19 protein-coding genes are annotated in these 23,153 nt (G+C 47.4%); 13 read left to right on the top strand and 6 right to left on the bottom strand.

The genetic code is table 11. The features are described from left to right. Nucleotides 1-2: 2 nt before the first annotated feature. Nucleotides 3-1,523, top strand: coding sequence for a sensor histidine kinase KdpD (locus tag CI960_RS07565; protein WP_005857570.1), 1,521 nt, complete (start codon nucleotides 3-5; stop codon nucleotides 1,521-1,523). Nucleotides 1,524-1,547: 24 nt separating this feature from the next. Beyond that, nucleotides 1,548-2,231, top strand: coding sequence for a response regulator transcription factor (locus tag CI960_RS07560; protein ID WP_005857572.1), 684 nt, complete (start codon nucleotides 1,548-1,550; stop codon nucleotides 2,229-2,231). On the opposite strand, the gene CI960_RS07555 is transcribed toward CI960_RS07560, so the two are convergent. Then, on the bottom strand, nucleotides 2,221-2,478 hold the full coding sequence (locus tag CI960_RS07555; RefSeq protein WP_005857574.1) for a TIGR03905 family TSCPD domain-containing protein: 258 nt from the start codon (nucleotides 2,476-2,478) through the stop codon (nucleotides 2,221-2,223). The genes CI960_RS07560 and CI960_RS07555 overlap by 11 nt on opposite strands. Nucleotides 2,479-2,561: 83 nt before the next feature. Here CI960_RS07555 and CI960_RS07550 point away from each other — a divergent pair, with 83 nt between their 5' ends. Both CI960_RS07550 and CI960_RS07545 read left to right on the top strand, forming a co-directional pair. Beyond that, on the top strand, nucleotides 2,562-3,881 hold the full coding sequence (locus CI960_RS07550; protein WP_005857576.1) for a folylpolyglutamate synthase/dihydrofolate synthase family protein: 1,320 nt from the start codon (nucleotides 2,562-2,564) through the stop codon (nucleotides 3,879-3,881). Between the two features lie 23 nt (nucleotides 3,882-3,904). After that, entirely contained in the window at nucleotides 3,905-5,320 is a 1,416-nt protein-coding gene (locus CI960_RS07545; RefSeq protein WP_005857578.1) for an MFS transporter, read from the top strand. A gap of 410 nt (nucleotides 5,321-5,730) precedes the next feature. On the opposite strand, the gene CI960_RS23365 is transcribed toward CI960_RS07545, so the two are convergent. Beyond that, a complete protein-coding gene (locus CI960_RS23365) occupies nucleotides 5,731-6,048 on the bottom strand; it encodes a hypothetical protein (RefSeq protein ID WP_172606882.1) in 318 nt (105 codons plus the stop codon). A 127-nt stretch (nucleotides 6,049-6,175) separates the two neighbouring features. Between CI960_RS23365 and CI960_RS07535 the strand changes: the two genes are divergently transcribed. The 5 genes from CI960_RS07535 (at nucleotide 6,176) to CI960_RS07515 (ending at nucleotide 12,450) form a co-directional block, all read left to right on the top strand. Next, on the top strand, nucleotides 6,176-6,562 hold the full coding sequence (locus CI960_RS07535; RefSeq protein WP_005857583.1) for a helix-turn-helix domain-containing protein: 387 nt from the start codon (nucleotides 6,176-6,178) through the stop codon (nucleotides 6,560-6,562). A gap of 637 nt (nucleotides 6,563-7,199) precedes the next feature. Beyond that, nucleotides 7,200-8,015: a 4-(cytidine 5'-diphospho)-2-C-methyl-D-erythritol kinase gene (gene ispE / locus CI960_RS07530; RefSeq protein WP_005857585.1), complete on the top strand. Its 816-nt coding sequence runs from the start codon at nucleotides 7,200-7,202 to the stop codon at nucleotides 8,013-8,015. Further along, entirely contained in the window at nucleotides 8,012-8,593 is a 582-nt protein-coding gene (locus CI960_RS07525; protein WP_005857587.1) for a class I SAM-dependent methyltransferase, read from the top strand. The genes ispE and CI960_RS07525 overlap by 4 nt, the downstream gene beginning before the upstream one ends. A gap of 11 nt (nucleotides 8,594-8,604) precedes the next feature. Beyond that, nucleotides 8,605-11,097: a prolyl oligopeptidase family serine peptidase gene (locus CI960_RS07520; protein WP_005857590.1), complete on the top strand. Its 2,493-nt coding sequence runs from the start codon at nucleotides 8,605-8,607 to the stop codon at nucleotides 11,095-11,097. Between the two features lie 198 nt (nucleotides 11,098-11,295). Next, the gene (locus tag CI960_RS07515) at nucleotides 11,296-12,450 is read left to right on the top strand and encodes a carboxymuconolactone decarboxylase family protein (protein ID WP_005857592.1); all 1,155 of its coding nucleotides are present in this window, start codon (nucleotides 11,296-11,298) and stop codon (nucleotides 12,448-12,450) included. A gap of 84 nt (nucleotides 12,451-12,534) precedes the next feature. Here the strand turns inward: CI960_RS07515 and CI960_RS07510 are convergent, their stop codons facing one another. Then, nucleotides 12,535-13,536 (bottom strand): malate dehydrogenase, encoded by a 1,002-nt coding sequence (locus tag CI960_RS07510; protein ID WP_005857595.1) that lies wholly within the window; start codon nucleotides 13,534-13,536, stop codon nucleotides 12,535-12,537. Nucleotides 13,537-13,690: 154 nt separating this feature from the next. Here CI960_RS07510 and CI960_RS07505 point away from each other — a divergent pair, with 154 nt between their 5' ends. Next, entirely contained in the window at nucleotides 13,691-15,541 is a 1,851-nt protein-coding gene (locus CI960_RS07505) for a YgiQ family radical SAM protein (protein ID WP_005857597.1), read from the top strand. 126 nt (nucleotides 15,542-15,667) lie between these two features. On the opposite strand, the gene CI960_RS07500 is transcribed toward CI960_RS07505, so the two are convergent. The 3 genes from CI960_RS07500 to CI960_RS07490 are packed head-to-tail and all read right to left on the bottom strand — an operon-like array spanning nucleotide 15,668 to nucleotide 17,462. After that, nucleotides 15,668-16,048, bottom strand: a complete 381-nt coding sequence (locus tag CI960_RS07500) for a RidA family protein (RefSeq protein ID WP_005857599.1) — start codon at nucleotides 16,046-16,048, stop codon at nucleotides 15,668-15,670. Nucleotides 16,049-16,075: 27 nt separating this feature from the next. Next, nucleotides 16,076-16,822 (bottom strand): 23S rRNA (guanosine(2251)-2'-O)-methyltransferase RlmB, encoded by a 747-nt coding sequence (gene rlmB, locus CI960_RS07495; RefSeq protein WP_036628747.1) that lies wholly within the window; start codon nucleotides 16,820-16,822, stop codon nucleotides 16,076-16,078. A gap of 49 nt (nucleotides 16,823-16,871) precedes the next feature. Beyond that, nucleotides 16,872-17,462, bottom strand: a complete 591-nt coding sequence (locus tag CI960_RS07490; RefSeq protein WP_005857603.1) for a thymidine kinase — start codon at nucleotides 17,460-17,462, stop codon at nucleotides 16,872-16,874. A 283-nt stretch (nucleotides 17,463-17,745) separates the two neighbouring features. Between CI960_RS07490 and CI960_RS07485 the strand changes: the two genes are divergently transcribed. From CI960_RS07485 to CI960_RS07475, 3 genes are read left to right on the top strand one after another with little or no spacing between them, the layout of a single operon-like run. Further along, entirely contained in the window at nucleotides 17,746-18,786 is a 1,041-nt protein-coding gene (locus CI960_RS07485) for an efflux RND transporter periplasmic adaptor subunit (RefSeq protein WP_005857604.1), read from the top strand. A 5-nt stretch (nucleotides 18,787-18,791) separates the two neighbouring features. Then, a complete protein-coding gene (locus CI960_RS07480; protein WP_005857607.1) occupies nucleotides 18,792-21,833 on the top strand; it encodes an efflux RND transporter permease subunit in 3,042 nt (1,013 codons plus the stop codon). A 9-nt stretch (nucleotides 21,834-21,842) separates the two neighbouring features. Then, entirely contained in the window at nucleotides 21,843-23,153 is a 1,311-nt protein-coding gene (locus CI960_RS07475; protein ID WP_005857609.1) for a TolC family protein, read from the top strand.

Below are 23,153 nucleotides of genomic sequence, written 5' to 3'. Positions count from 1 at the left end.
TCATGAACATCAGACTTCGTTTTAAGTTAATCGCTTTGTTGATCGTCCTATCGCTGGCCGGGCTTTTGGTTTTCCAAGGATACTGGCTGAAAGGTTTATATGATACATTATATAAACAGATGGAGATCAATATAGAGGAAGCGATGAAGATCGCCGACTATAAGGAGTTGTTCCTGCGCATCCGATCTATCAAAAAAGAACAGGGAGCGCTGGGACCTCAAACCCAAGATGTGTACTTCAGCTCAGAGCTAGATCCGTCTAATAAGCAGAAGATGGACGCAAAAGCTTCGATCCATCCGCAGAAAGAAGATCCTGACCTTAACCGGGAAGATATCTTCAAGACGGCAAATCCCGACTCACACATGAAACTACATATCGATTACGGGGATGAGGAGGACTTTAGCTCGATAGACTCTACCCTAACGGATTACCTATATGTAATCGGCGAGGTGGAGGACATGGTGCAGCAAGCGATGCACGCGAATATAGATTCTATAAAACCAATTGATTTCAAGACCTACAACAAATTATTAACCTCGGAGCTGGAGGCAAGAAACATCGTAACGGAACATGAGCTGGTAACGATTTATAAACCAAACAACGGGGACGAGAAGGGTTGGATGCATCTGGACAAGCCGGAACGATTCACTACGTGGAAAAACCCCGTGCATTTCGATTACCCGCTCCATAACGAGAGCACGTTACAATATCGCCTGTTCCTCAAATCGCCGGCCAGCGTGATACTCACCCAGATGAAAGGCATCCTGATCTCCTCCTTCCTATTACTTTTGCTGATCATTTGCGCTTTCATATACTTACTCCGCACCATCTTAAAGCAAAAGACCGTGGAAGAATTGAAGACCGATTTCACCAACAATATGACGCATGAGCTGAAAACCCCGATCAGCGTCAGCTATGCCGCCGTAGACGCATTATTGAACTTTAGCGATCCCGTCAACGAGAAACAGAAGAAATACCTGACGATCGTTAAAGACCAACTTATCCATCTTACCGGATTGGTGGAACAAATCTTGACACTCGCCGTAGAGAACCGCAGTACCTTCCGCTTGCGCCCCGAAACCATCTCATTAAACGAGTTGGTGAACTCCCTCATCGAGCAATACAAACTGAAAGCGAGCAAACCCGTGGAGTTTACTTGCTCCATCCCCGAGGATATAGAATTGGTGGCCGATCGTACCCACCTATATAATATGTTGAGCAACCTTATCGATAACGCGATCAAATACGCCGACAAGGAACCTTGCCGCATCGAAGCGACAGCCCGGCAAGACAATCACGAAACGACAATCTCCATAACCGATAACGGCCCGGGTATCAGCGAAGCCAACCAGCGGCAGATATTCGACAAGTTCTTCCGGGTTCCCAGCGGGAATATCCACAACGTGAAAGGTTATGGCCTAGGATTATATTACGTAAAAGACATGATGGGTAAACATGGAGGAACAGCCCGTGTGGAAAGCGTCCCCGGCAAAGGCTCCACCTTTACCCTGCATTTTAAATAATAATCCGAAAATAAAGTATCAAATATGGAAAAGATAAAAGTACTACTAGTAGAAGACGAGCCTACATTGGCCATGATCATCAAGGATACGCTGGATGGGAACGAGTTCGATATCACCCTAGCTGCGAATGGCGAGGAGGGCCTCTCCCGTTACGCGGAGATCAAGCCGGATATTATCGTAGCGGATATCATGATGCCTAAGATGGATGGTTTCACGATGGTCAAGTTGATCCGTAAGACGGATACGCATACCCCTGTCCTATTCCTATCGGCCCGTTCCGCGGCCAACGACGTGGTAGAGGGCTTCGAGCTGGGCGGCAACGATTACTTGAAAAAGCCTTTCGGCATGGCGGAATTGATCGTGCGCATCAAGGCGTTACTGCATAAGGTGTCCGTCCAAAGACCGGAAGCCACCTCTTTCCGTATCGGGCTTTATACGTTCGATTCCATCACGCAGACATTGGTCTACCGGGGAGAGAAACAACTCCTCAGCAACCGGGAATCCGAGATATTGAAGCGCCTTTGCGACAATAAGGACCAAGTATTACCGATGAAAGGGATCTTGATAGACCTTTGGGGGGATGATTCTTTCTTCAACGCACGCAGCCTGCATGTCTTTATCACCAAGCTACGTCATAAGTTATCGAAAGACGAGTCTATCAAGATTTTGAATATCCGGGGAATCGGATATAAACTGATCATTGATTGAATTGCTTCAATGCCTGTGCCATCTGGTCCGGGCATGAAGTTCCCCTTCCATGACAATCGATGCCAGACAAACGACCGATAGCGTCTTCGATGCGCATACCTTTCAATAAGGCGCACATGCCTTGCCCGTTACCGTGGCAACCTCCTACAATCTGCACATTCTCGATCACGCCATCCTTCGCGTCGATCACCATCAACTTAGAACAAACACCTCCTTGAGGCGTATAGGTTATACGTCGTGTTTCCATTTTCTTTTTCTCTCCTTTTTATAAACGAGTCGCAAAGGTATAAATAAAATTAACTACATTTGTAGCATCTAATTTACAAAAACATGACATACGAGGAAACGCTACACTATCTATATACCAGCATCCCGGTCTTCCAACACAGCGGAGCTTCCGCTTACAAACCCGGTCTTGGTACAAGTATCGCCCTAGATGATTATCTGGGAAATCCGCATAAAGCCTATAAGACCATCCATGTAGCCGGGACAAACGGCAAAGGCTCGGTCAGCCATCTATTGGCGGCCATTCTCCGGCAATCCGGTTTCAAGGTCGGGCTTTATACCTCTCCCCACTTAGTGGACTTCCGGGAACGCATCCGGGTGAACGGGAAAAAGATCTCCCAAGATTACGTGGTTGATTTCGTCGAGCGTCATCGTTCTTTCTTCGAGCCTCTCCATCCTTCTTTCTTCGAGTTAACGTCCAGCATGGCTTTTGAGTATTTCCGCGACCAGCAGGTAGATTACGCGGTTATCGAGGTCGGGCTTGGCGGTCGTTTGGACAGTACGAACATTATCACTCCGATCTTGAGTATTATCACGAATATCAGTCTGGATCATACGCAATTCTTGGGAGATACGGAGGAGAAGATAGCGGCGGAGAAAGCCGGCATTATCAAGAAAGGCGTACCGGCACTTCTTGGGGAAGCCGAGAAACAATCGGTTTACGACGTTTTCAAAAACAAGGCGGAAGAAGTTGGCGCACCTTTCTACTACGCCCAACGAATGGACATGGTAAAAGACGAGTGCAGGCTGACGGTCGGTGGCAAATGGTTCTTCCCTTCCGTTGAATATGGAGAAATCCAAGGAGAACTTGGCGGTGAGGTGCAGGTAAGAAATACTGTCACCGTATTATCCGCCATCCATATATTACGAACGGAATTGGGTGTAGATATCATCCCGGAAGCGGTACACGAGGGTTTCGCCCACGTAACGAAACTGACGGGATTGATGGGACGTTGGCAAACCTTGCGATCCAAACCGACCGTCATTTGCGACACGGGGCATAATGTAGGAGGCTGGGAGCATCTAGCGGAGCATCTGAAAGTCTTGCGTCAATATTGCGGGCAAATCTATATGATCGTCGGCATGGTAAACGACAAGGATATCGATGGCGTATTATCCTTGATGCCGCAAGACGCTTTTTATTTCTTCACGCAAGCCTCCGTGGAGAGAGCGATGCCCGTAGAGGATTTCGCCGTGAAAGCCATGCGTCACGGACTGTCCGGTACCCTTTGCGATACGGTGCAAGACGCTGTCGAGAAAGCGTTAAGAAGGGCTCGTGAGAACGACCTGATCTTTATCGGAGGCAGTACGTTTATCGTAGCGGACGCTCTCCCCTTGTTCATGAAAGAAGACGAATACAAATAATATAACTCTATAAAACAAATATCATGATAGAAAAAATTCATCAGAAACTAAGCGACTCGAAAGTCGCACGCTGGAGTGTACTCGCTTTGGCGGCATTCACGATGCTTTGCGGATACTTCCTTACGGATGTAATGGCTCCGCTTAAACCGATGTTGGAAGAACAGCTAAGCTGGACGAGTACGGAATATGGTTGGTTCACCAGCGCTTACGGCTGGTTCAACGTATTTCTTTTCATGTTGATTATTGGTGGTATCGTTCTGGATAAGATGGGTGTCCGTTTCACGGGTGTCGCTTCCTGTATCTTGATGATTATCGGTTGTTCCATTAAATATTACGCCATCTCGGATGCGTTTACGATGGAAGGAGAGCTTTTCGGATGGAAAGCGCAAGTGATGGTGGCCGCCCTCGGATACGCGATCTTCGGTGTCGGCGTGGAGACCGCCGGTATCACGGTATCTAAGATTATCGTACGGTGGTTCAAGGGAAAAGAGATGGCGTTGGCTATGGGCTTGGAGATGGCTACGGCTCGTTTGGGTACGGCCTTGGCTTTATCTATCACGGTTCCCGCCGCCAAGTACTTCGGTAGCATCTCCGCTCCTATCTTGCTTTGTCTTTGTATGTTGTGTATCGGTTTGATCGCCTTCCTCGTATTTTGCGTGATGGATCGCAAGCTGGACGCTTCGATGGACGCTATCGAGCAAGCCGAGGAGGAAGAGCCTTTCCGTTTGAAAGATATCTTATTGATCGTTACTAATAAGGGTTTCTGGTTGATCGCTCTGCTTTGCGTATTATTCTATTCGGCCGTATTCCCCTTCTTGAAATACGCTACGGACTTGATGGTCAATAAATATAACGTAGATCCGGAGTTGGCGGGAAACATTCCGGCTATCTTACCTTTCGGCACGATTCTTCTGACTCCGTTCTTCGGTAACTTATACGACCGCAAGGGTAAAGGGGCGACGATCATGATCTTTGGCGCCTTGATGTTGATCGGCGTGCATTTATTATTCACGCTTCCGATCTTGAATCAGTGGTGGTTCGCCACGATCGTGATGATCGTATTGGGTATCGCTTTCTCCTTGGTCCCATCGGCGATGTGGCCATCTGTTCCGAAGATTATCCCGGAGAAGCAATTAGGCACGGCTTATGCCTTGATTTTCTGGGTACAGAATATCGGTCTGAGTATGGTTCCCTTATTAATCGGCTGGATATTGGATACGTATTGCAAGATCGACAATGGTACGGGCAAACCGGCTTACGACTATACGATACCGATGGCAGTCTTCACCTGCTTCGGTGTACTCGCCCTCTTCATCGCCTTGATGTTGAAACGTGAGGACCGGATCAAAGGCTACGGCCTTGAATTGCCGAACATCCAAAAGGACGCCGATAAAGCCGAGGCCGAGATAATCGCTAAAGAGATGATCGCGGAGCCTTAATAAAGCTCATAACCCTAAATAAATGGAAGGCGCTGTAAACCAAGTTTACAGCGTCTTTCTTTTTGATGACTGAAAACCATCGTCATTGGAACACACAAAAAGTTCGTTTGAAAAAGAGAAGTAGCGAAACAACTACAATATGCCTTATTCATAAAATCTTTTTTAGCGGTAATATTAATAAAAAACACCCTTGATTTTCGGAACGGCATATTGAAATGTGGCATTTATCCGTGGTCCAGCCATCCAAAAGGAAATCATATGTATAGGTCTTAACGCAGTGGCTCATATATTTCATTAGATCCTTATTATCAGTTAAGAATAGATATACAGCTTCACAAATATCGTTTTGATTAAAAAAGCAAGTGAGCGTGGAGGTTTTGAACACGACTTCCAATGTAATCTGGCTTACGTCATTCCACGTATAAGTGATCATACATAAATCCAGATCCTTCAATAACATCTGCGCTTTCCTTACCGGCAAACCAATTACTTGATGGGATAAGCTTATTATCTCGGAATAATCCTTTTGAGGATATTGATTTTGAGTTTCCATTGATTTCTGTGTTTATCATTCGCAGACAAAATAAGCTTACCGCCTGCTGATATACCATCAATCCCCCTGATAAAATATCAATGTCACGACTAATATTATCAGATGACAGGGATAAATGATATATCTGACTACGTATTGTCGGTAATGCAGGATCATCATGATAGACACCTAACAAATTACGATGAATTTATGTTTCTCTGGCTATGAATAAAATTGGGTGCGGTTACCCCGGATATCTGACATGATAGTAAGATAACTCAGATTTAATACTTATTTTTGTGACAGGATCAATAAAAACTGACATGGAAACAACATTTACCAAAAGAAATAGTCATGGAGCCAACTTAAAACGTTGGAGAGAATGGAGAGGCATCAAACAAGAAGTGCTCGCCGACAAAATTGGGGTATCACAAGCCACCTTATCCGGCTACGAGAAAAAAGACGAATTGGAACCTGAGGTATTGGAAAAGGTCACGAAAGCTTTGGATATTCCGATAGAGGCGATCACGGAATTGAATGAAGGGACATCTATCAATATTTTTTCCGGCACGTGGCAAGATAACGCAAGCGGAAATGTTCAAAATCAAACATTCAATCCCATCGATAAAATAGTCGAGCTTTACGAACGATTACTAAAGGCCGAGCAAGAAAAGGTTGCCATGCTCCATGAAATCATAAAGGATAAATAAGTATCGATTATAGAGACCGTAAGCGAAAATGAGATAATCTTGACATTATGATCGAAATAACAGAATAACGATGTCAAGACCTTTTTACAAATAGAGAAAAAGAGGGAGAGACCTATGATGAAATCATACGTTTTCCCTCATTTTCTTGCCTAAACACCCCTGTTTGGACTCAAAAGTAATAGAGTTAGGTAACACAAAAGGCTGTATTAGGCAACACGACCGTATGTATTAGGTAACGCAACCGTATGTATTAGGCGATACATACGGAAGAAACAGCCCTCGCATCCTATAGAATTGATCGATACACCCGTATAAAATGGCTATTTTCACCTAAAAATATGAGATACGATGAATTAATCTCGCTAGAATAAAAAGGCCTATTTCCATAAAACACTACAAGACAACCAGATGCTATTATTCTATGCCATTTTCGGAAGCAAGGCGTACCTTGGCCCGGAAAAAACGCTTCTCCGGGAGTTTAGATTACAGAATGTCAAAACGTCAAACCTACTCTTTTATGCGTGATGCCCATCGTGGGCCCCTTATTAAAGCCATATATAGTTCACCCGATAAAACAGAACGTTTATAAGGATATCTTCTTATCTTCGCGTATCACATAAAACAAACATTAAATACTATGATCTGTTTCCCGAACGCAAAGATAAACCTAGGTCTGAACGTGGTAAGCAAACGTCCGGACGGTTATCATAATATAGAGACCATCTTCTATCCGATCCCCGTGAAGGATGCCCTCGAGATCGTCGCCTCGGATCGGACCTGTTTCACGCAAACCGGAATTCCGGTAGACGCTCCCCAAGAGAAGAACCTCGTCATAAAAGCACTGAACGCCCTAAAGACGAGATACGAGATTCCCCCGCTAGAGATCCATTTGTTGAAAGCGATACCTTTTGGCGCCGGGCTTGGAGGAGGTTCCGCCGATGCCGCTTTTATGTTGAAGCTGGTCAATGATTTCTGCGGTTTGGATATTCACCCGGATGAGTTGGAGGCGATAGCGTCCACCATCGGAGCCGATTGCCCGTTCTTTATCCGTAACACGCCGGTATTCGCGACCGGCACGGGAAACCAATTCGAGCCCGTGGACTTGTCCTTGAAGGATTATTATCTATGCTTGGTAAAACCGGATGTAGCCGTCTCCACCCCCGAAGCCTATTCGATGGTAACACCCGCCGCGCCCGAGACCTCCTTGAAAGAGATCATCCGGCTACCGGTATCCGAATGGAAAGAGCGGATGGTGAACGATTTCGAGCGAAGCGTATTCCCGAGACATCCCGTGATCGAGCGGATCAAGGATACCTTATACGAGGGAGGCGCCTTATATGCCGCCATGTCCGGCTCCGGATCGTCCGTGTTCGGTTTGTTCGAAAAACCAACCCATTTCAAGGAACAATCCCTGTTCAGCGATTGTTTTCTATGGGAAGGACAATTATCATGAATCAAATAGAGACTTTTTTTGATACGATGGCGGAACGCTGGGACGCTGTCTGCGTACATGATCCGGGAAAGATCCGGACGATATTGGATCGTACCAACCTGCGGCAGAACGCCCGCATCCTCGATGTCGGTTGCGGCACGGGGATATTGGAAAGTTACCTGCTGCCGTACGAACCCCGCCAAATCGTAGCTATCGATATAGCGGGCCAAATGATCGAGAAAGCACGCATGAAATATCCGGATCATCCGCTCATCGAGTTCCTCCAAGAGGACGCTATGAGCTACGAGGGGAAAGGATTCGACTATATTATCCTATATAGCGCTTACCCGCATTTCATGCGGCCGGAACGGTTGATCGAGCATATGAGCGGCTTGCTCGCGCCCGGCGGTAAATTGGTTATCTGCCACAGCGAGAGCAAGGAAAAGATCAATACGCACCACCATCGGCACGCCGATCGATTATCGCTGCCCTTGCCCCCGGCCCGAGAGGTGGCGGCATTGATGGAGCCTTATCTTCTTCCGCTCGTCGTAGAGGATACCGAACAGCTTTACATCGTTTGCGGAAAACGTTTATCCTAAACTAATTATATATGGACAGAAAAACTAACTTAATTCCGGCATTGCTTCTTTCCGCCCTTTCGCTTTACGCCATGGAAGACGTGAAAGTAACGCAATTCCAGCACGCAGGCCCGTTCACGGTCAACAAGCCGATCCTAGCGGACAGCCTCAACGTAAATGGCAAGCCTTTCGAGGCGAAGAATCTATTAAAAGCGACCTTACCGTTCGAGCAAACGCTTGCGAACGCCACGGTACTCGACGCTGACACGGCAGGCGCAATCACCTTCGCTGCCCCGCGAAAAGGATATGCCCTGCATCTATTCTCTTTCTTCTTGAACAGCGACCGGTACGTAAAAGGCACGCTCGATATATCGGGTCCCGGGGCGTTCGAAGTATTCGTCAATGATAAACCGGTCGGAGCCTCCTCCGAGTTGGTGATGGAACCCCGCCGCTATCAAGTAGTCGTTAAATACCTGACAGCGGAAACAGACACTTGTCCTCCCAGCCTAAAGGCTACCTTCAAGAGCGAGGCGGAAGCGAAAGTCGTAGCTTCCTTGAACCCGGAGAAACGCTACACCCTTCTGAATATCCTAGAAGGAAAGGATTTCCAAGGCGTAAGTGTCTCCCCGAACGGAAAGTATGCCTTGGTAAAATACGTCAACCGGTTCCCGGAGAGCAAGAGCGAATCGTACGGGCAATTGATGGATGCCGCTACGGGACGGGTCTTATTGCAAGACGGAGGTTTCTTGACAACCGCCAAATGGATGCCTAAAAGCAATCGATTGTATTACACCCGCACCGGTCTGGACGGTACGGAGTTGGTAACCGTAGATCCGTCTACCTACCAACAAACGGTATTAGTCCCGAACCTTCCGAAAGGGCGGTTCGTATTCACCCCCGATGAGTCCACGCTTCTCTATACCGTAGAAGAGGAAGGTCCCAAGGAAGGGACGGACTTGATCCGTGTATTAGAGCCGGCAGACCGTATCCCGGGTTTCCGTGACCGCTCCTTTATCTGGCGGTATGACTTAAAAACAGGTTTGTACGAGCAACTTACTTTCGGGCATACGGACACTTATATCAATGATATCAGCGCTGATAGCCGCTATCTATTGTTCAGCACCAGCGACCGGGTGTACACCTCCTTGCCGCACTCCCGCAACTCCCTTTATAAATTGGATTTGCAGACCATGGCGATCGATACGATCTGGGAGAAAGCCCCGTACGTAAACCAAGCCGCCTTCTCGCCCGACGGTAAACAGTTATTGGTAGCTGGGGCAGGCGACGCTTTCGACGGGATCGGACGAAATATCAAGCAAGGACAGATCTCCAACTCGTACGACGGGCAGTTATTCCTATACGATCTGGCAAGCCGTAAAGCCTCCCCTCTCACCAAAGACTTCAATCCGAACGTGATCGATGCCGTATGGAACCGCTTCAACGGGCAAATCTATATCCTCTGCGAGGATGAGGATTATCAACGGATCTATACGTGCGACCCAGCAAACGGGAAGATCAAGCAAGTAGCCGCCTCCGAGGATATTATCATGTCGTATGCGTTGGCCGACAACGCTCCGGTTCTCTTCTATTACGGACAGAGCGCGTCCAACGCCAACCGCCTTTACGCTTACGACCTGAAAGGTGGAAAGAACCGCTTGGTGTATGATCTCTCGCAAGATAAATTAAAAGATATCGCCTTAGGCGAGGTACACGACTGGAACTTCAAGTCGGATGACGGTACGACGATCCAAGGTCGTTATTACCTACCGCCTCATTTCGATCCGAATAAGAAATATCCGATGATCGTTTATTACTATGGCGGTACTTCCCCGACGAACCGTGCGCTGGAGATGCGTTATTCCATGCATATGTACGCCGCCCTCGGATACGTGGTCTACACCTTAAACCCTAGCGGAACGACAGGTTTCGGACAGGAATTCGCCGCCCGCCACGTAAACGCATGGGGCCTGAAGACCGCCGATGAGATCATCCAAGGTACCAAGCTGTTCTGTAAGGAGCATTCGTTCGTGAACGAGAAGAAAATCGGTTGCATCGGTGCCAGCTACGGCGGATTCATGACACAATACCTACAAACCCGTACGGACATTTTCGCCGCCGCTATCAGCCATGCCGGTATTAGCGCGTTGAGTAGCTATTGGGGAGAAGGTTATTGGGGATATGGCTATTGCTCCGTAGCGAATGCCGGCACTTATCCTTGGAACGCCCCGGAGTTCTTTACCAAGCAAAGCCCGTTGTTCAACGCCGATAAGATCAAGACCCCGCTCCTGTTGCTTCACGGCAACGCCGATACGAACGTACCCATCGGGGAAAGTATCCAAATGTTCGCCGCCTTGAAGATACTAGGGAAAACCGTGGAATTCGTGCAGGTGGATGGCGAGAATCATGGTATCGTAGGCTATCAGAAACGTATAGGCTGGCAAAATACCATCTACGCATGGTTCGCTAAATGGCTGAAAGACGAGCCGGAATGGTGGAAAGCCTTATATCCGGATCGTACTTTATAAGAATATTTATTTGAACGAAAGCGTCTGTGTCTCCCGCAAGGGAATCGCAGGCGCTTTATTCGTTTGCTCAACCCCGGCTGTCATCCGGATCAGCTCCGTTTACGAACGGTAATTTTGATACAAAGATCCGTAATATGTATACATGCGCCTGAGATAAATCCGAATATCTTTGTAATGTTAAACAATAATGATATCCTTATGAAAACAAAAGCAATCGCACTCTTCCTGCTAGGCTTCATACCAGCCTTCGCACAAGATATCCCAACTTCTAAAACAGAACAAAATATGGACAGAATCGAACGCTGTAAAAAGAATTACACCGAGCTATTCGGAGGCGAGGCATTGACCGGACAAGGAACAGATCCGGAAATGATGGACATTCTCCAGAAATTCATCTTCGGGGAGGTATTCCGCACAGGAGATCTTGATAAAAAGACCCGGGAGCTTATCACTTGCACCGTATTAGCCACGATGCAAACCTTGCCCCAACTGAACGCCCACGCCAAAGCGGCGCTAAACGTAGGCGTCACTCCCATCGAGCTACGGGAGGCGATATATCTATGCGCTCCGTTCATCGGTTTTCCGAAGACATTGAATGCCTTAAATACCATCAACGAAGTCTTTAAGCAACAAGGCATCGCTTTGCCTCTGGAGAGACAAGCTACCGTTACGGAAGAAGATCGCCACGAGAAAGGACAAGCCATACAAAGCCGACTTTACGGCGAGGGAATCAAAGAGGCCATGAGGAACGTCCCGGGAAATATGGGTCCGGAAGTAGAGCGATTCCTCACCGAATTCTGCTTCGGAGATATCTATACTCGCAACGGGCTAGACCTGAAAACCCGGGAGTTACTGGCTTATTGCATACTAACGACCCTTGAAGCCGAAAGCCAACTACACTCGCATCTCGAAGGGAACTTACTGGCCGGCAATAGCAAGGAGACCTTAACGGCGGCGGTTATACAATGTCTTCCTTATATCGGCTTCCCTTCCGCTATCAAAGCGTTGAAAATCATTAAGGAATCCTCTCAGCCCGCCCCAAAGAAGAACTTAGTCCGCCTATCCAAGATCACGGTCGATCCCGCCCAGTTGGAGCGTTATAACGCCTTTCTGGAAGAAGAGATCGAGGCTTCCATGCGTCTAGAGCCGGGTGTTCTTACACTGTATGCCGTATCGGAGAAAGAACATCCAAATAAAGTAACCATCCTAGAGATTTACGCGGATCAAGACGCTTATAAAAGCCATATCCAAACGCCCCATTTCCAGAAATACAAACAAGGAACATTACAGATGGTGCAAGAGTTGGAGCTGGTAGATAGCACGCCCCTGATCCCCGGACTAAAGATAAAATAAAACAAGAATCCCCGCTTTCCGGCACGAAGCCATCTAAGCGGGGATTTCATATATCCGTGAAAATCTAAATGACTTGTTATTCGATCATTTGATATTCGGATTCAATTTATGCCATTCGGAAATAGCGGGAAGCACGCCCATAGCGATCACCTCGTCACGTAAAGCGCAAAGGTGCTTGTAGCTCTTCTCCAAGGCAGCCTCTTCTTCCGGTGTACCGTGCACCTCTTTCAACGCTACGCCGTCTTTCGTAATTGAGGTCTCCCAAGCCATCATGATATGATCGAACTTACCGTTTGATACATAAGCGCCAGCCGGCCAACGGAACGGTTTACCACCCATCGCAGCTGCGATCATCTCGATAGATACATATGACGGGCTTTGGAAGGAAGAACGGCCCCGCAAAGCGATAATGTTAGCGCCACCCTTCGTAACCTTGGTTTGTATCTCCGCCCATTGATCTTTCGTCAAGGCATCCGTACCGATAAGTTCCGTCAAAGGCTTGCCATCCACCTTAGCGGTAGAGGCGAAAACAGCCATTTGCTCGCCATGACCGCCATACGTACGACAATTCTCAACCTGATCCATAGAGATACCGAAATGTTTTGCCAACTCACTGCGTAAACGAGTTGAATCCAATGCGGCCAACGTCGTAACCTGAGAAGGTTTCAAGCCGGAATACAATAAGGTAATCAAACCGGTAATATCCGCCGGGTTAAAAATAACCACGATATGCTTTACGTCCGGGCAATAAGCCTTTACGTTCTTGCCGAACTCCTCGGCGATAGCGGCGTTTCCTTTTAGGAGATCCTCACGGGTCATACCTGCCTTTCTTGCGGCACCACCGGAGTTAACGATATATTTAGCGCCCGTCAAAGCCTCCTTGATGTCTGAGGTAAAAGTGATGTTTACACCCTCGAAACCACAATGGAATAATTCCTCGGCGACTCCCTCCAAACCCGGTGCGTAAGGGTCGTACAAACAAATGTTAGAAGTTAGTCCCATCATAATAGCGGTCTGTGCCATATTAGAACCGATCATACCTGCTGCGCCGACAATCGTCAGCTTCTCGTCTGTGAGTGTTTTCATAAGAAACCTTGTTTTTAAATGTTTATTTTTCTTTTCGACACAAAGATACGAGATTGAGAACTCTTGTCCTAATCATAAAAACGAATCCCCCATAAATAAAAGTTATGAATAGCGTCTCTATGATTATTCCAAGATTATCACGTACCTTTGTATTATGAAAACATTTAAACTAGACAATTGGTTGCCCACGACGAAGAAAGAAGTCGAGGCACGGGGATGGGATTACCTCGACGTGATCCTTTTCTCGGGAGACGCCTATGTGGATCACCCCTCTTTCGGGGCGGCCGTGATCGGTCGTGTATTGGAAGCGGAAGGATTACGGGTAGCGATCGTACCGCAACCGGATTGGCGGGGAGATTACCGGGATTTCAAGAAGCTGGGCGTTCCCCGGCTTTTCTTCGGTGTATCCGCCGGTGCCATGGATTCAATGATCAACCATTATACTGCCAATAAGCGATTACGCAGCGACGACGCCTATACGCCGGACCAACGTCCGGGAATGCGCCCGGATTATCCGAGCATTGTCTATACTAAAATACTGAAAGAATTGTATCCGGATGTCCCCGTCGTATTGGGTAGCATCGAGGCCTCATTACGCCGGCTTACGCATTACGATTATTGGCAAGATAAGCTATTACCGGGAATCCTTGCCAGTAGCCCGGCCGATTTATTGATTTACGGCATGGGCGAGAAGCCGATCAAGGAATTGGTGCGCCGCCTAAAGTCCGGCATTCCTTTCAACGAGATCAAGAACATCCGCCAAACGGTTTATCTGGCAGACAAAGAGGATGCGAAAGACGACGATATCGTGCTCTTCTCGCATGAGGAATGCCTAAAAGATAAATTGAAACAAGCGAAGAATTTCCGGCATATCGAAGAGGAATCCAACAAATACAATGCCTCACGTATCTTGCAAAAGGTAGGAAAGCAAGTGATTGTGGTGAATCCTCCCTTCCCTCCAATGACGGAAGCGGAGATAGATGCCTCCTACGACCTTCCCTACACCCGCTTGCCGCATCCCAAATATAAAGGGAAAGTGATACCGGCTTTCGAGATGATCAAGTTCTCGGTGAATATCCACCGGGGTTGTTTCGGAGGATGCGCGTTCTGTACCATATCGGCGCATCAAGGGAAGTTCATCGCCTCCCGAAGCAAGGAATCGATCTTGAAGGAAGTGAAAGCGATTACCGAAATGCCGGATTTCAAGGGATATCTAAGCGATTTGGGAGGCCCTTCCGCCAATATGTACCGTATGAAGGGGAAAGATGAGCGGATTTGCGCCAAATGCAAGAAACCGTCTTGCATCTCCCCCGTCGTTTGCAAGAACTTGAACGCGGACCATACGCCGCTACTGGATATCTACAAAGCGGTAGATAGACTTCCCGGGATCAAGAAGTCGTTTATCGGAAGCGGCGTACGCTATGACCTGTTATTGCACCGTTATGCGGATGAGTCTTTAAACAAGGCAGCTCAAACCTATACCGAGGAATTAATCGCCCGCCACGTATCCGGCCGTTTGAAAGTGGCCCCGGAGCATACGCAAGACGAGGTGTTGAAACAAATGCGTAAACCGTCTTTCTCGCAATTCGGACAGTTCAAGAAGATATTCGATAAGGTAAACCGGCAATACGGGTTGAACCAGCAACTCATCCCCTATTTCATTTCCAGCCATCCGGGATGTACCGAGGCGGATATGGCGGAGCTGGCGGTGATCACCAAGAGCTTGCATTTCCAGTTGGAGCAAGTACAAGACTTCACGCCTACGCCGATGACATTGGCTACGGAGATGTATTATACTGGATATCATCCTTATACGTTGGAGAAAGTATATACGGCCCGCTCAAAAGAACAGAAGTTGGCACAACGCCAGTTCTTCTTCTGGTATAAACCCGAGTCACGCCGTCAGATCATGCAAGTATTGCAAAAGATGGGACGAAAGGATTTGATTGAGAAATTATTCGGTCGGAATGGTGGTACGAATCCCGCTCCCAGAAAAAGAAGATAATAGACTTTTGAGATTAGCTGTATCGATGAATTACGAGAGTAATCGCATCGTATCACGGGAGTAGTCTTGATGGATAACGAGAGTAGTCTCGACAAGCGATGAGACTACTCTTGTTATTCCTTATGATTATTCTTTCATGGCGATCACCTCGATCTCTACCAAACCATTCTTCGGCAGTGTCTTAACGGCTACCGCTGAACGTGCGGGAAATGCGCCTTCGAATTGAGAGGCGTATACCTCGTTCATAACGGCGAAGTCGCCCATATCCGCTAAAAACACGGTTGTTTTTACGACATCATTGATGCTATAACCAGCCTCTGCCAAGATTGCGTGAACATTCTTGAACGCTTGGGCGGTTTGTTCCTTTACGGATCCCTCAACGAAAAGTCCCGTAGCAGGATCGATACCCAGCTGTCCGGAAGCGAACAGCATATTACCTACTTGCACCGCTTGGCTATACGGACCGATAGCGGCGGGAGCGTTTTTTGTAGCGATAACTTTCTTCATTTTCTTCTTTAGTTTATATACATATTATTATTGTTGCTCGTTCATACGTTGGCGAACCACTTCGTACACCAAAATAGAAGTGGCTACAGATACATTCAAGGAGCCGATCGTTCCGAATTGCGGAATCTTTACCATATTATCGCAGATGCGCAAGTTCTCCTGAGACACACCCGTATCTTCCGCTCCCATCACGATCGCTACCGGTCCTTCATACTTCACCGCCGTATAATTCTCCGCCGCTTTCTCGCTGGCGGCAAATACCTTCACCCCGCTTTGCTGCAAGAAACGGATCGCTTGGTTGATACTCTTCTCCTTACAAACCGGCAATACATGCAAGGCGCCGGCAGAGGTCTTGATCGCGTCGGCGTTCACCGAAACGCTTCCTTTTGCCGGAATCACGATCGCATCGACTCCCGCACACTCGCAGGTACGGGCAATAGCGCCGAAATTACGCACGTCCGTAACCCCATCCAGCAATACGATGAAAGGATCTTTTCCTTGCTCATACACAAAAGGAATGATATCTTCCAAGCTCTGGTAGGTAACCGCCGACATAAAAGCGATCACCCCCTGATGATTCTTTCGAGTCAAACGATCCAAGCGTTCAGCCGGAACACGTTGTACCGGTATCTCACGGCCTCTCAGTACCTCAAATAACTCTTTGGATAGATCCCCTTGTAAATCCCTTTTCACAAGGATCTTATCTACCTCCTTATCAGCCTGTATAGCCTCAATCACGGCACGAATGCCGAACACCATCTCGTTTTCTTTCATACTTTATATAACGCAAAACTATTAATTTCACAAATGTAGGGATAAATAATCAATTCTTCAAACCTTCAGCCTTCGCATAACATTCCCGGCATAAAGGCTCGTATTCGGATTGTTCCCCTAAGAAGACCCGTTTATCATTTCCCACGATACGATGGGATACGTAAGCCAAACGTCCGCATTTCACGCAGATGGCATGCACTTTCGTCACCTCATCAGCGATAGCGCATAGCTCCGGCATAGGACCGAAAGGAACTCCCTTATAGTCCATGTCCAACCCAGCCACGATCACCCGGATACCGTTAGCGGCCAATTGATTGCATACGTTTACCAATCCCTCGTCGAAAAACTGGGCCTCGTCTATCCCCACCACATCGATCTCGGAAGTGAACAATAGGATACTGGAGGAAGAATCCACCGGAGTAGAAGGAATCGAATTACTATCGTGCGAGACCACGTTATCCTGCGAATAGCGGGTATCGATCGCAGGCTTGAAAATCTCCACCCGCTGCTTGGCGAATTTAGCCCGCTTCAAACGGCGGATAAGCTCCTCCGTCTTACCGGAAAACATGGAACCGCAAATCACCTCGATCCGCCCTTGTCCCGGATACTGGAATATATGTTCTTCTGAAGGCAATGTCATTACTTTCTCCTTTTTTGCCGGCAAAAGTACATAAAAAAGCGGAACCGCGGAAGCTTACTCACCGTATCACCGGTTCTAATTGTCACTGCACAGGCGTTGCAGTGGGCATTGCCTATAGTGATACACGGTGTAAGGCTTCCATCGTCCGCCTCGTTATAAATTAAGGTTGGGCCGGTCTATTTTCCAGTTGAGCGACGGTATCTTCCGGTTCAGTAAAAATCCGCCTTATTCCTTCACCCATTGCCTCTATTTTTGCCCGGTAATAAATAACTAGGTATATCTTATGAGAAGAATTTCATATATCCTGCTTCTGGGCATCCTTTTATCGGCATGCCAAAAGAACACAAAGTCCAAAGGCACGAACTTACCTGTCGAGGTGATCTCTCCAATAAAAAAGACAGAGACCGGCAGAAGTCGTGAATACACCTTTCTATCAAGACCCTATAATGAGACAGTCCTCTCTTTCCGCATCAATGGCCCCGTCTTGAATTTCGACTTACGGCCCGGACAAGCGTTCTCCAAAGGCAGCACAATCCTCTCGATCGATAACCGTGACTTCTTGATTCGCAAGCAGCAAACAGAGGCGCTCTACTCGCAAACCAACCAAGAGTATAAACGGATCGAGGCCCTTTACAAAAAGAATAACATCTCCGGAAGTAACTACGAAAGAGCGAAAGCGGATTTCCTTGTCGCCAAATCCAATTACGAGACCGCCGTCAACGCCTTAAGCGACACCCATCTGTCCGCCCCTTACGACGGATATATCCAAAATATCCATATCGAACCTTTCCAAGACGTGAAAGCGACCGAGCCGATCCTTACCTTCATAGAACTGGACAGGCTCAAGATCGAGACCTATATACCAGAGGAAGTCGCCTTACACTTATATGATAAAGAAAAACAGAAGCTATGTCAAATAGAAATCCATTTCGATACGGCTCCCGAACGGACAATCACCCCTTCCGATTTATATGTGTCTAAAAGTACGACAAACAATAACCTCTCTTATCTGCTGACCGCCATTGTCCCAAATCCAGATATGGAATGGCTGGGTGGAATGAGTGGAATCCTCTCGATCGACCTACCCAAAGAAGAGCGGTCTCAAAATCTATGGCTTCCCTTAACGGCTATCTGTCACCGCCCCCAAAAAGGAGATTATGTATGGGTGGTTAAAGGAGACAAGGTTAACTCCGTTCCCGTCAAACTCGGTGAGCAAAGAAATAACCAGATAGAGATCGTGGAAGGAATCACGGAAAATGACCTTGTCGTATTGACAAGGCAACGTTTCCTTTCCGAAAATAGTACCGTAACCATCCAAAAATAAGTAAGATGCAAAAATTCATCAAATATTTCCTGAAAAACAAAGCGGTTACATGGCTCCTGCTAGTCCTGATCTTGGCAGGGGGGCTGTTCTCTTACGCAAAGATGGGAAAACTGGAAGATGCCCCGTTTACGATCAAGCAAGCCTTGGTACTTACCCCTTATCCCGGCGCCTCCCCCTCGGAAGTTCAGTCCCAAGTGACGGATGTGCTGGAAGAAGCCATTCAATCCTTAGGCGAGTTATACTATCTGAAGACAGAGAACCGGGCTGGACTTTCCAAGATCACGGTCTACGTGAAAAAGGAAATCCGGGCCGACGAGATGCAGCAGTTATGGGATAAACTACGCCGAAAGGTAAACGACGTACAAGGCAAATTACCTTCCGGAGCGGGAACCTCCATCGTCAATGATGATTTTGGCGATGTATTGGGTGTTTTCTACGGATTGACCGGAGAATCTTATACCTACCGGGAACTGGAGGATCAAGCCAAACTGATCAAAGATGATTTACTGAAAGTAAAAGACGTGGCAAAGGTAGAGATCTACGGCATACAAACTCCCGTAATCGATATCCGGATAAACCCCACGATCTTATCCAATCGGGGTATTACGACAGCTGATATCAAACGGGCGTTCGACGGACAGAATAAAATGGTAGACGCCGGGAGTATTCGCAACGGGGAGACTCGCATACGTATCGAATCCACCGGTAATTTTTACTCATTGGATGATATCCGTAACCTTACGATCGTATCTCATTCCGGCGAACATTTCCGGCTAGGCGATATCGCCCGTATTGAGGAGAGTTACCAGACTCCGCCCCAAAACTTCATGCGCATCAATAACAAGCAAGCGGTCGGTATCGCTATCTCTACCGTACCGACCGGGAACGTGGTCGATATGGCCAAGGCCGTGAAAAAGCGTATTCAATCATTTTCGGAGACCATGCCCAAGGGTTTTGAGCTCACCTCCATATACGACCAAGGATATGAGTCCGCCGTGGCCAACCAAGGATTTATCTTGAACTTGATCATCTCCGTCGTGACCGTAGTAGCGATCTTATTGTTCTTTATCGGTTTCAAAAACGGCCTTTTGATCGGTAGCGGATTGGTTTTCTCTATCTTCGCCACTTTAATTGTCATGTTCGCCAACGGGATCGCTTTGCAACGAATGTCTCTTGCCGCTATCATCATTGCGATGGGTATGTTGGTAGATAACGCCATCGTAGTATCGGACTCTGCCTTGGTAAATATGCAACGAGGCATGCGCAAACGTATCGCAATCATGAGGGCTTGCTCATCCACCGCCCTGCCTCTACTGGCGGCTACGGCTATCGCGATCCTCACGTTCTTGCCCATTTATTATTCACCGCATATCACGGGCGAATTACTTTCATCCTTAGTGATCGTGATCGGAGTATCCTTGATGTTCAGCTGGGTGTTTGCGCTTACGCAAACACCATTCTTCATCCAAGAGTTTGTACGGCGCCCCAGACCGGACGAGTTAACAGGGGTATTATTCTCTGGAAAATACTATGATTATTTTCGGTCTTCCCTACGCCTTGTCATCAAATACCGATACGCTACAGTAGGTATCTTATCCGTTCTATTGGTTATCTCCGCATGGAGTTTCCAGTTTATCCCGAAAGTGTTCGTGCCCTCGCTCGATAAGCAGTATTTCACTTTAGATATGTGGCTACCGGAAGGTACAGCCATCGAGGAAACCGATCGATACGCTACCGATATGGTCGAATCCATCCAAGAATATTCGCAGACGGAAATGGTTTCGACTTATATCGGACGGACACCGCCCCGTTATTATCTATCGAACGTTAGCTTCGGTCCCCAACCAAACTATGCCCAATTATTGGTAAAATGCAAGACATCCGGAGAGGCCCGGGAATTGCATGCCTTGCTACAAGACTCAATTCGCTTAAAATATCCGGAACCGCTCATCAAGGTGAACAAGTTTGAGTTAAGCCCGCTTACGGAAGCCTTGATAGAAGCCCGTTTCCTCGGACCGGACCCGGCGGTATTGGACTCTTTGACCGGAGTAGCTATCGACATTATGCGAAGGAACCCGAAAGTAACCGATGCCCGGAATGAATGGGGTAATATGACCTATATGATACGCCCGGTATATGATCCGGTAAAAGCCGGTTTCTTAGGTATCACCAAGGCTAATTTGATGGAATCCGTCAAATCCATCGAGGAAGGTACGGTTATCGGGATTTACCGGGATGAGGAAAAGAAAGTCCCGGTCTTATTGAAATCGGAGAAGAGCGGAATCGACGATCCCCGTTCATTAGGTGATTTCTCGGTGTGGAACGGAGAGAAATCCGCACCCTTGTCACAAGTAACCCGACAGGTAACCTCCGCATGGGAATATCCGCAGATCAAGACCTACAACCGGCAATTGTCTATGGCAGCGATGTGTGGCGTGAAAAACGGTTACACCATGTCTGAGGTACACGGTGAGATTCGGGAAGAGATCGAGAAAATGAACCTGCCCCAAGGATATAGCTTCTTCTGGGATTCACAATATAAAGACCAGACAGAGGGATTGCAAGCCCTTGTCAAATTCTTCCCGCTGGCTTTCTTGATGTTGGTTGTTATATTGGTCGCTTTATTCTCCAATTTCCGTCAACCGATAATCATCCTTTGCGTGCTCCCTCTCTCCTTAATCGGGGTAGCGATCGGTATGTTACTTACCGGGTTCGATTTCGGCTTTTTCCCGATCGCCGGATGGTTGGGGCTCTTGGGTATGATTATCAAAAACGTAATCGTATTATTAGACGAGATTAACACGCAACGTCGTAACGGTATCTCTCCATACGACTCGATCATAGAGGCAACCATCTCAAGGACTCGCCCGGTCTTGATGGCGGCTACCACGACTATTTTAGGAATGGTGCCTTTACTTTTCGACGTAGCGTTCGGTGGAATGGCGGCGACTATTATCTTCGGACTCACCTTCGCCACCTTACTTACGTTATTCGTAACCCCGACGTTATACGCATTGTTTTACCGGATTCATTCACCTCACAAATAAACGATAAAAATGGACAAAGTATATATTATCAGCGGTCTCTTATCCTTCCTATCCTTCCCGTTAATCGCACAAAACAGCGATTATCAAGCGCAATATAGGGAAAAAGTCTTGGAATACAACCAAGACTTGAAAGCAGCGGGATACAACGAGGCCATGAAACAGGAAATGATCAAATCGGCCCGTGCGGATTTCAAACCGAAACTCTCGGCGGAAGGTAATTTCAATTATACCGGTAATCCGCTAGAATTATCGATTGATTTGCCATCTATGAATTCCCCCCTTTATTTTCAAGGTAAAGATCTGAAATATGGGGCGACTCTCTCCCTCTCGCAACCGATTTATACCGGAGGCGGCATTCGTGCCAACTACCAAAAAGCACGACAAGAAAAAGAGTTGGCATCCAATGAATCCGATCGTATAAAAAGCAATACCCTACACGACGCCGATATCTACTATTGGAATGCGGTAGCCCAGCACGAGCTGGTTTTCGTGGCACAGGCATTTCGTACATCCATACAGCAACTGGTGGACGTCGTACGCCACCGGGTAGAAGTCGAATACATCGATCGAAACGATCTTCTTATGGCGGAGGTAAAGCTAAACGATGCAGATTTCCAGTTATTGCAAACTCGTGATAACGCCGAGATCGCACGTTTGGCCCTTAATTCTTTCGCTGGTGTAAACCCGAGCGATACCTTGCCGATCGATCATTCCGTAATCGCCCTCAAACAATTTATCCCTTTATCGGATGAGATAGATAACGCGATAACCAGCAGGCCGGAATACCGGATCGCCAAAAACAAGATCGAGTTACAGGAATCATCCCGGAAAATAGCGGATGCCCATTTCTTACCCCAATTCCATATTGGAGTAGATGGAAGTTATTCCTCACCGGGCTATAACTTCAAATCCGACCTAGATCCGAACTATGCGATCTACGCCAAGCTCAGTATCCCGCTCTTCGAATGGGGAAAACGTAAGAGTACCCGCAACGCTTCCTCGTACGCCATCAATATGGCTCAACAGAATCTCAGCAAGACGCAAGATAAGATCCGGCTGGAAATACAAACCGCCCATTACAACTATAAACAAGCTATCGATAAAGTCGAACTAACCGAGAGCTCATTATCAAAAGCATCCGAAAGTGAGCAAATGGCCATGGAGCGTTATAAGGAGGGGAATGTTTCCATCGTCGAGGTTATCAACGCTCAATTATATCATCAGCAAGCTCAGGTTAATTATATACAATCCAAACTAAACGCACAGATGGCGAAGACGGATTTCGAACGGGCAATTTATTATCTTCGCGAAAAAGAATAG

This window comes from Parabacteroides sp. CT06 (assembly GCF_002257605.1).
Lineage (GTDB): Bacteria > Bacteroidota > Bacteroidia > Bacteroidales > Tannerellaceae > Parabacteroides > Parabacteroides distasonis.
Note: the sequence above shows the minus strand (reverse complement) of the source record. Positions and strands in the feature narration are given on the sequence as shown.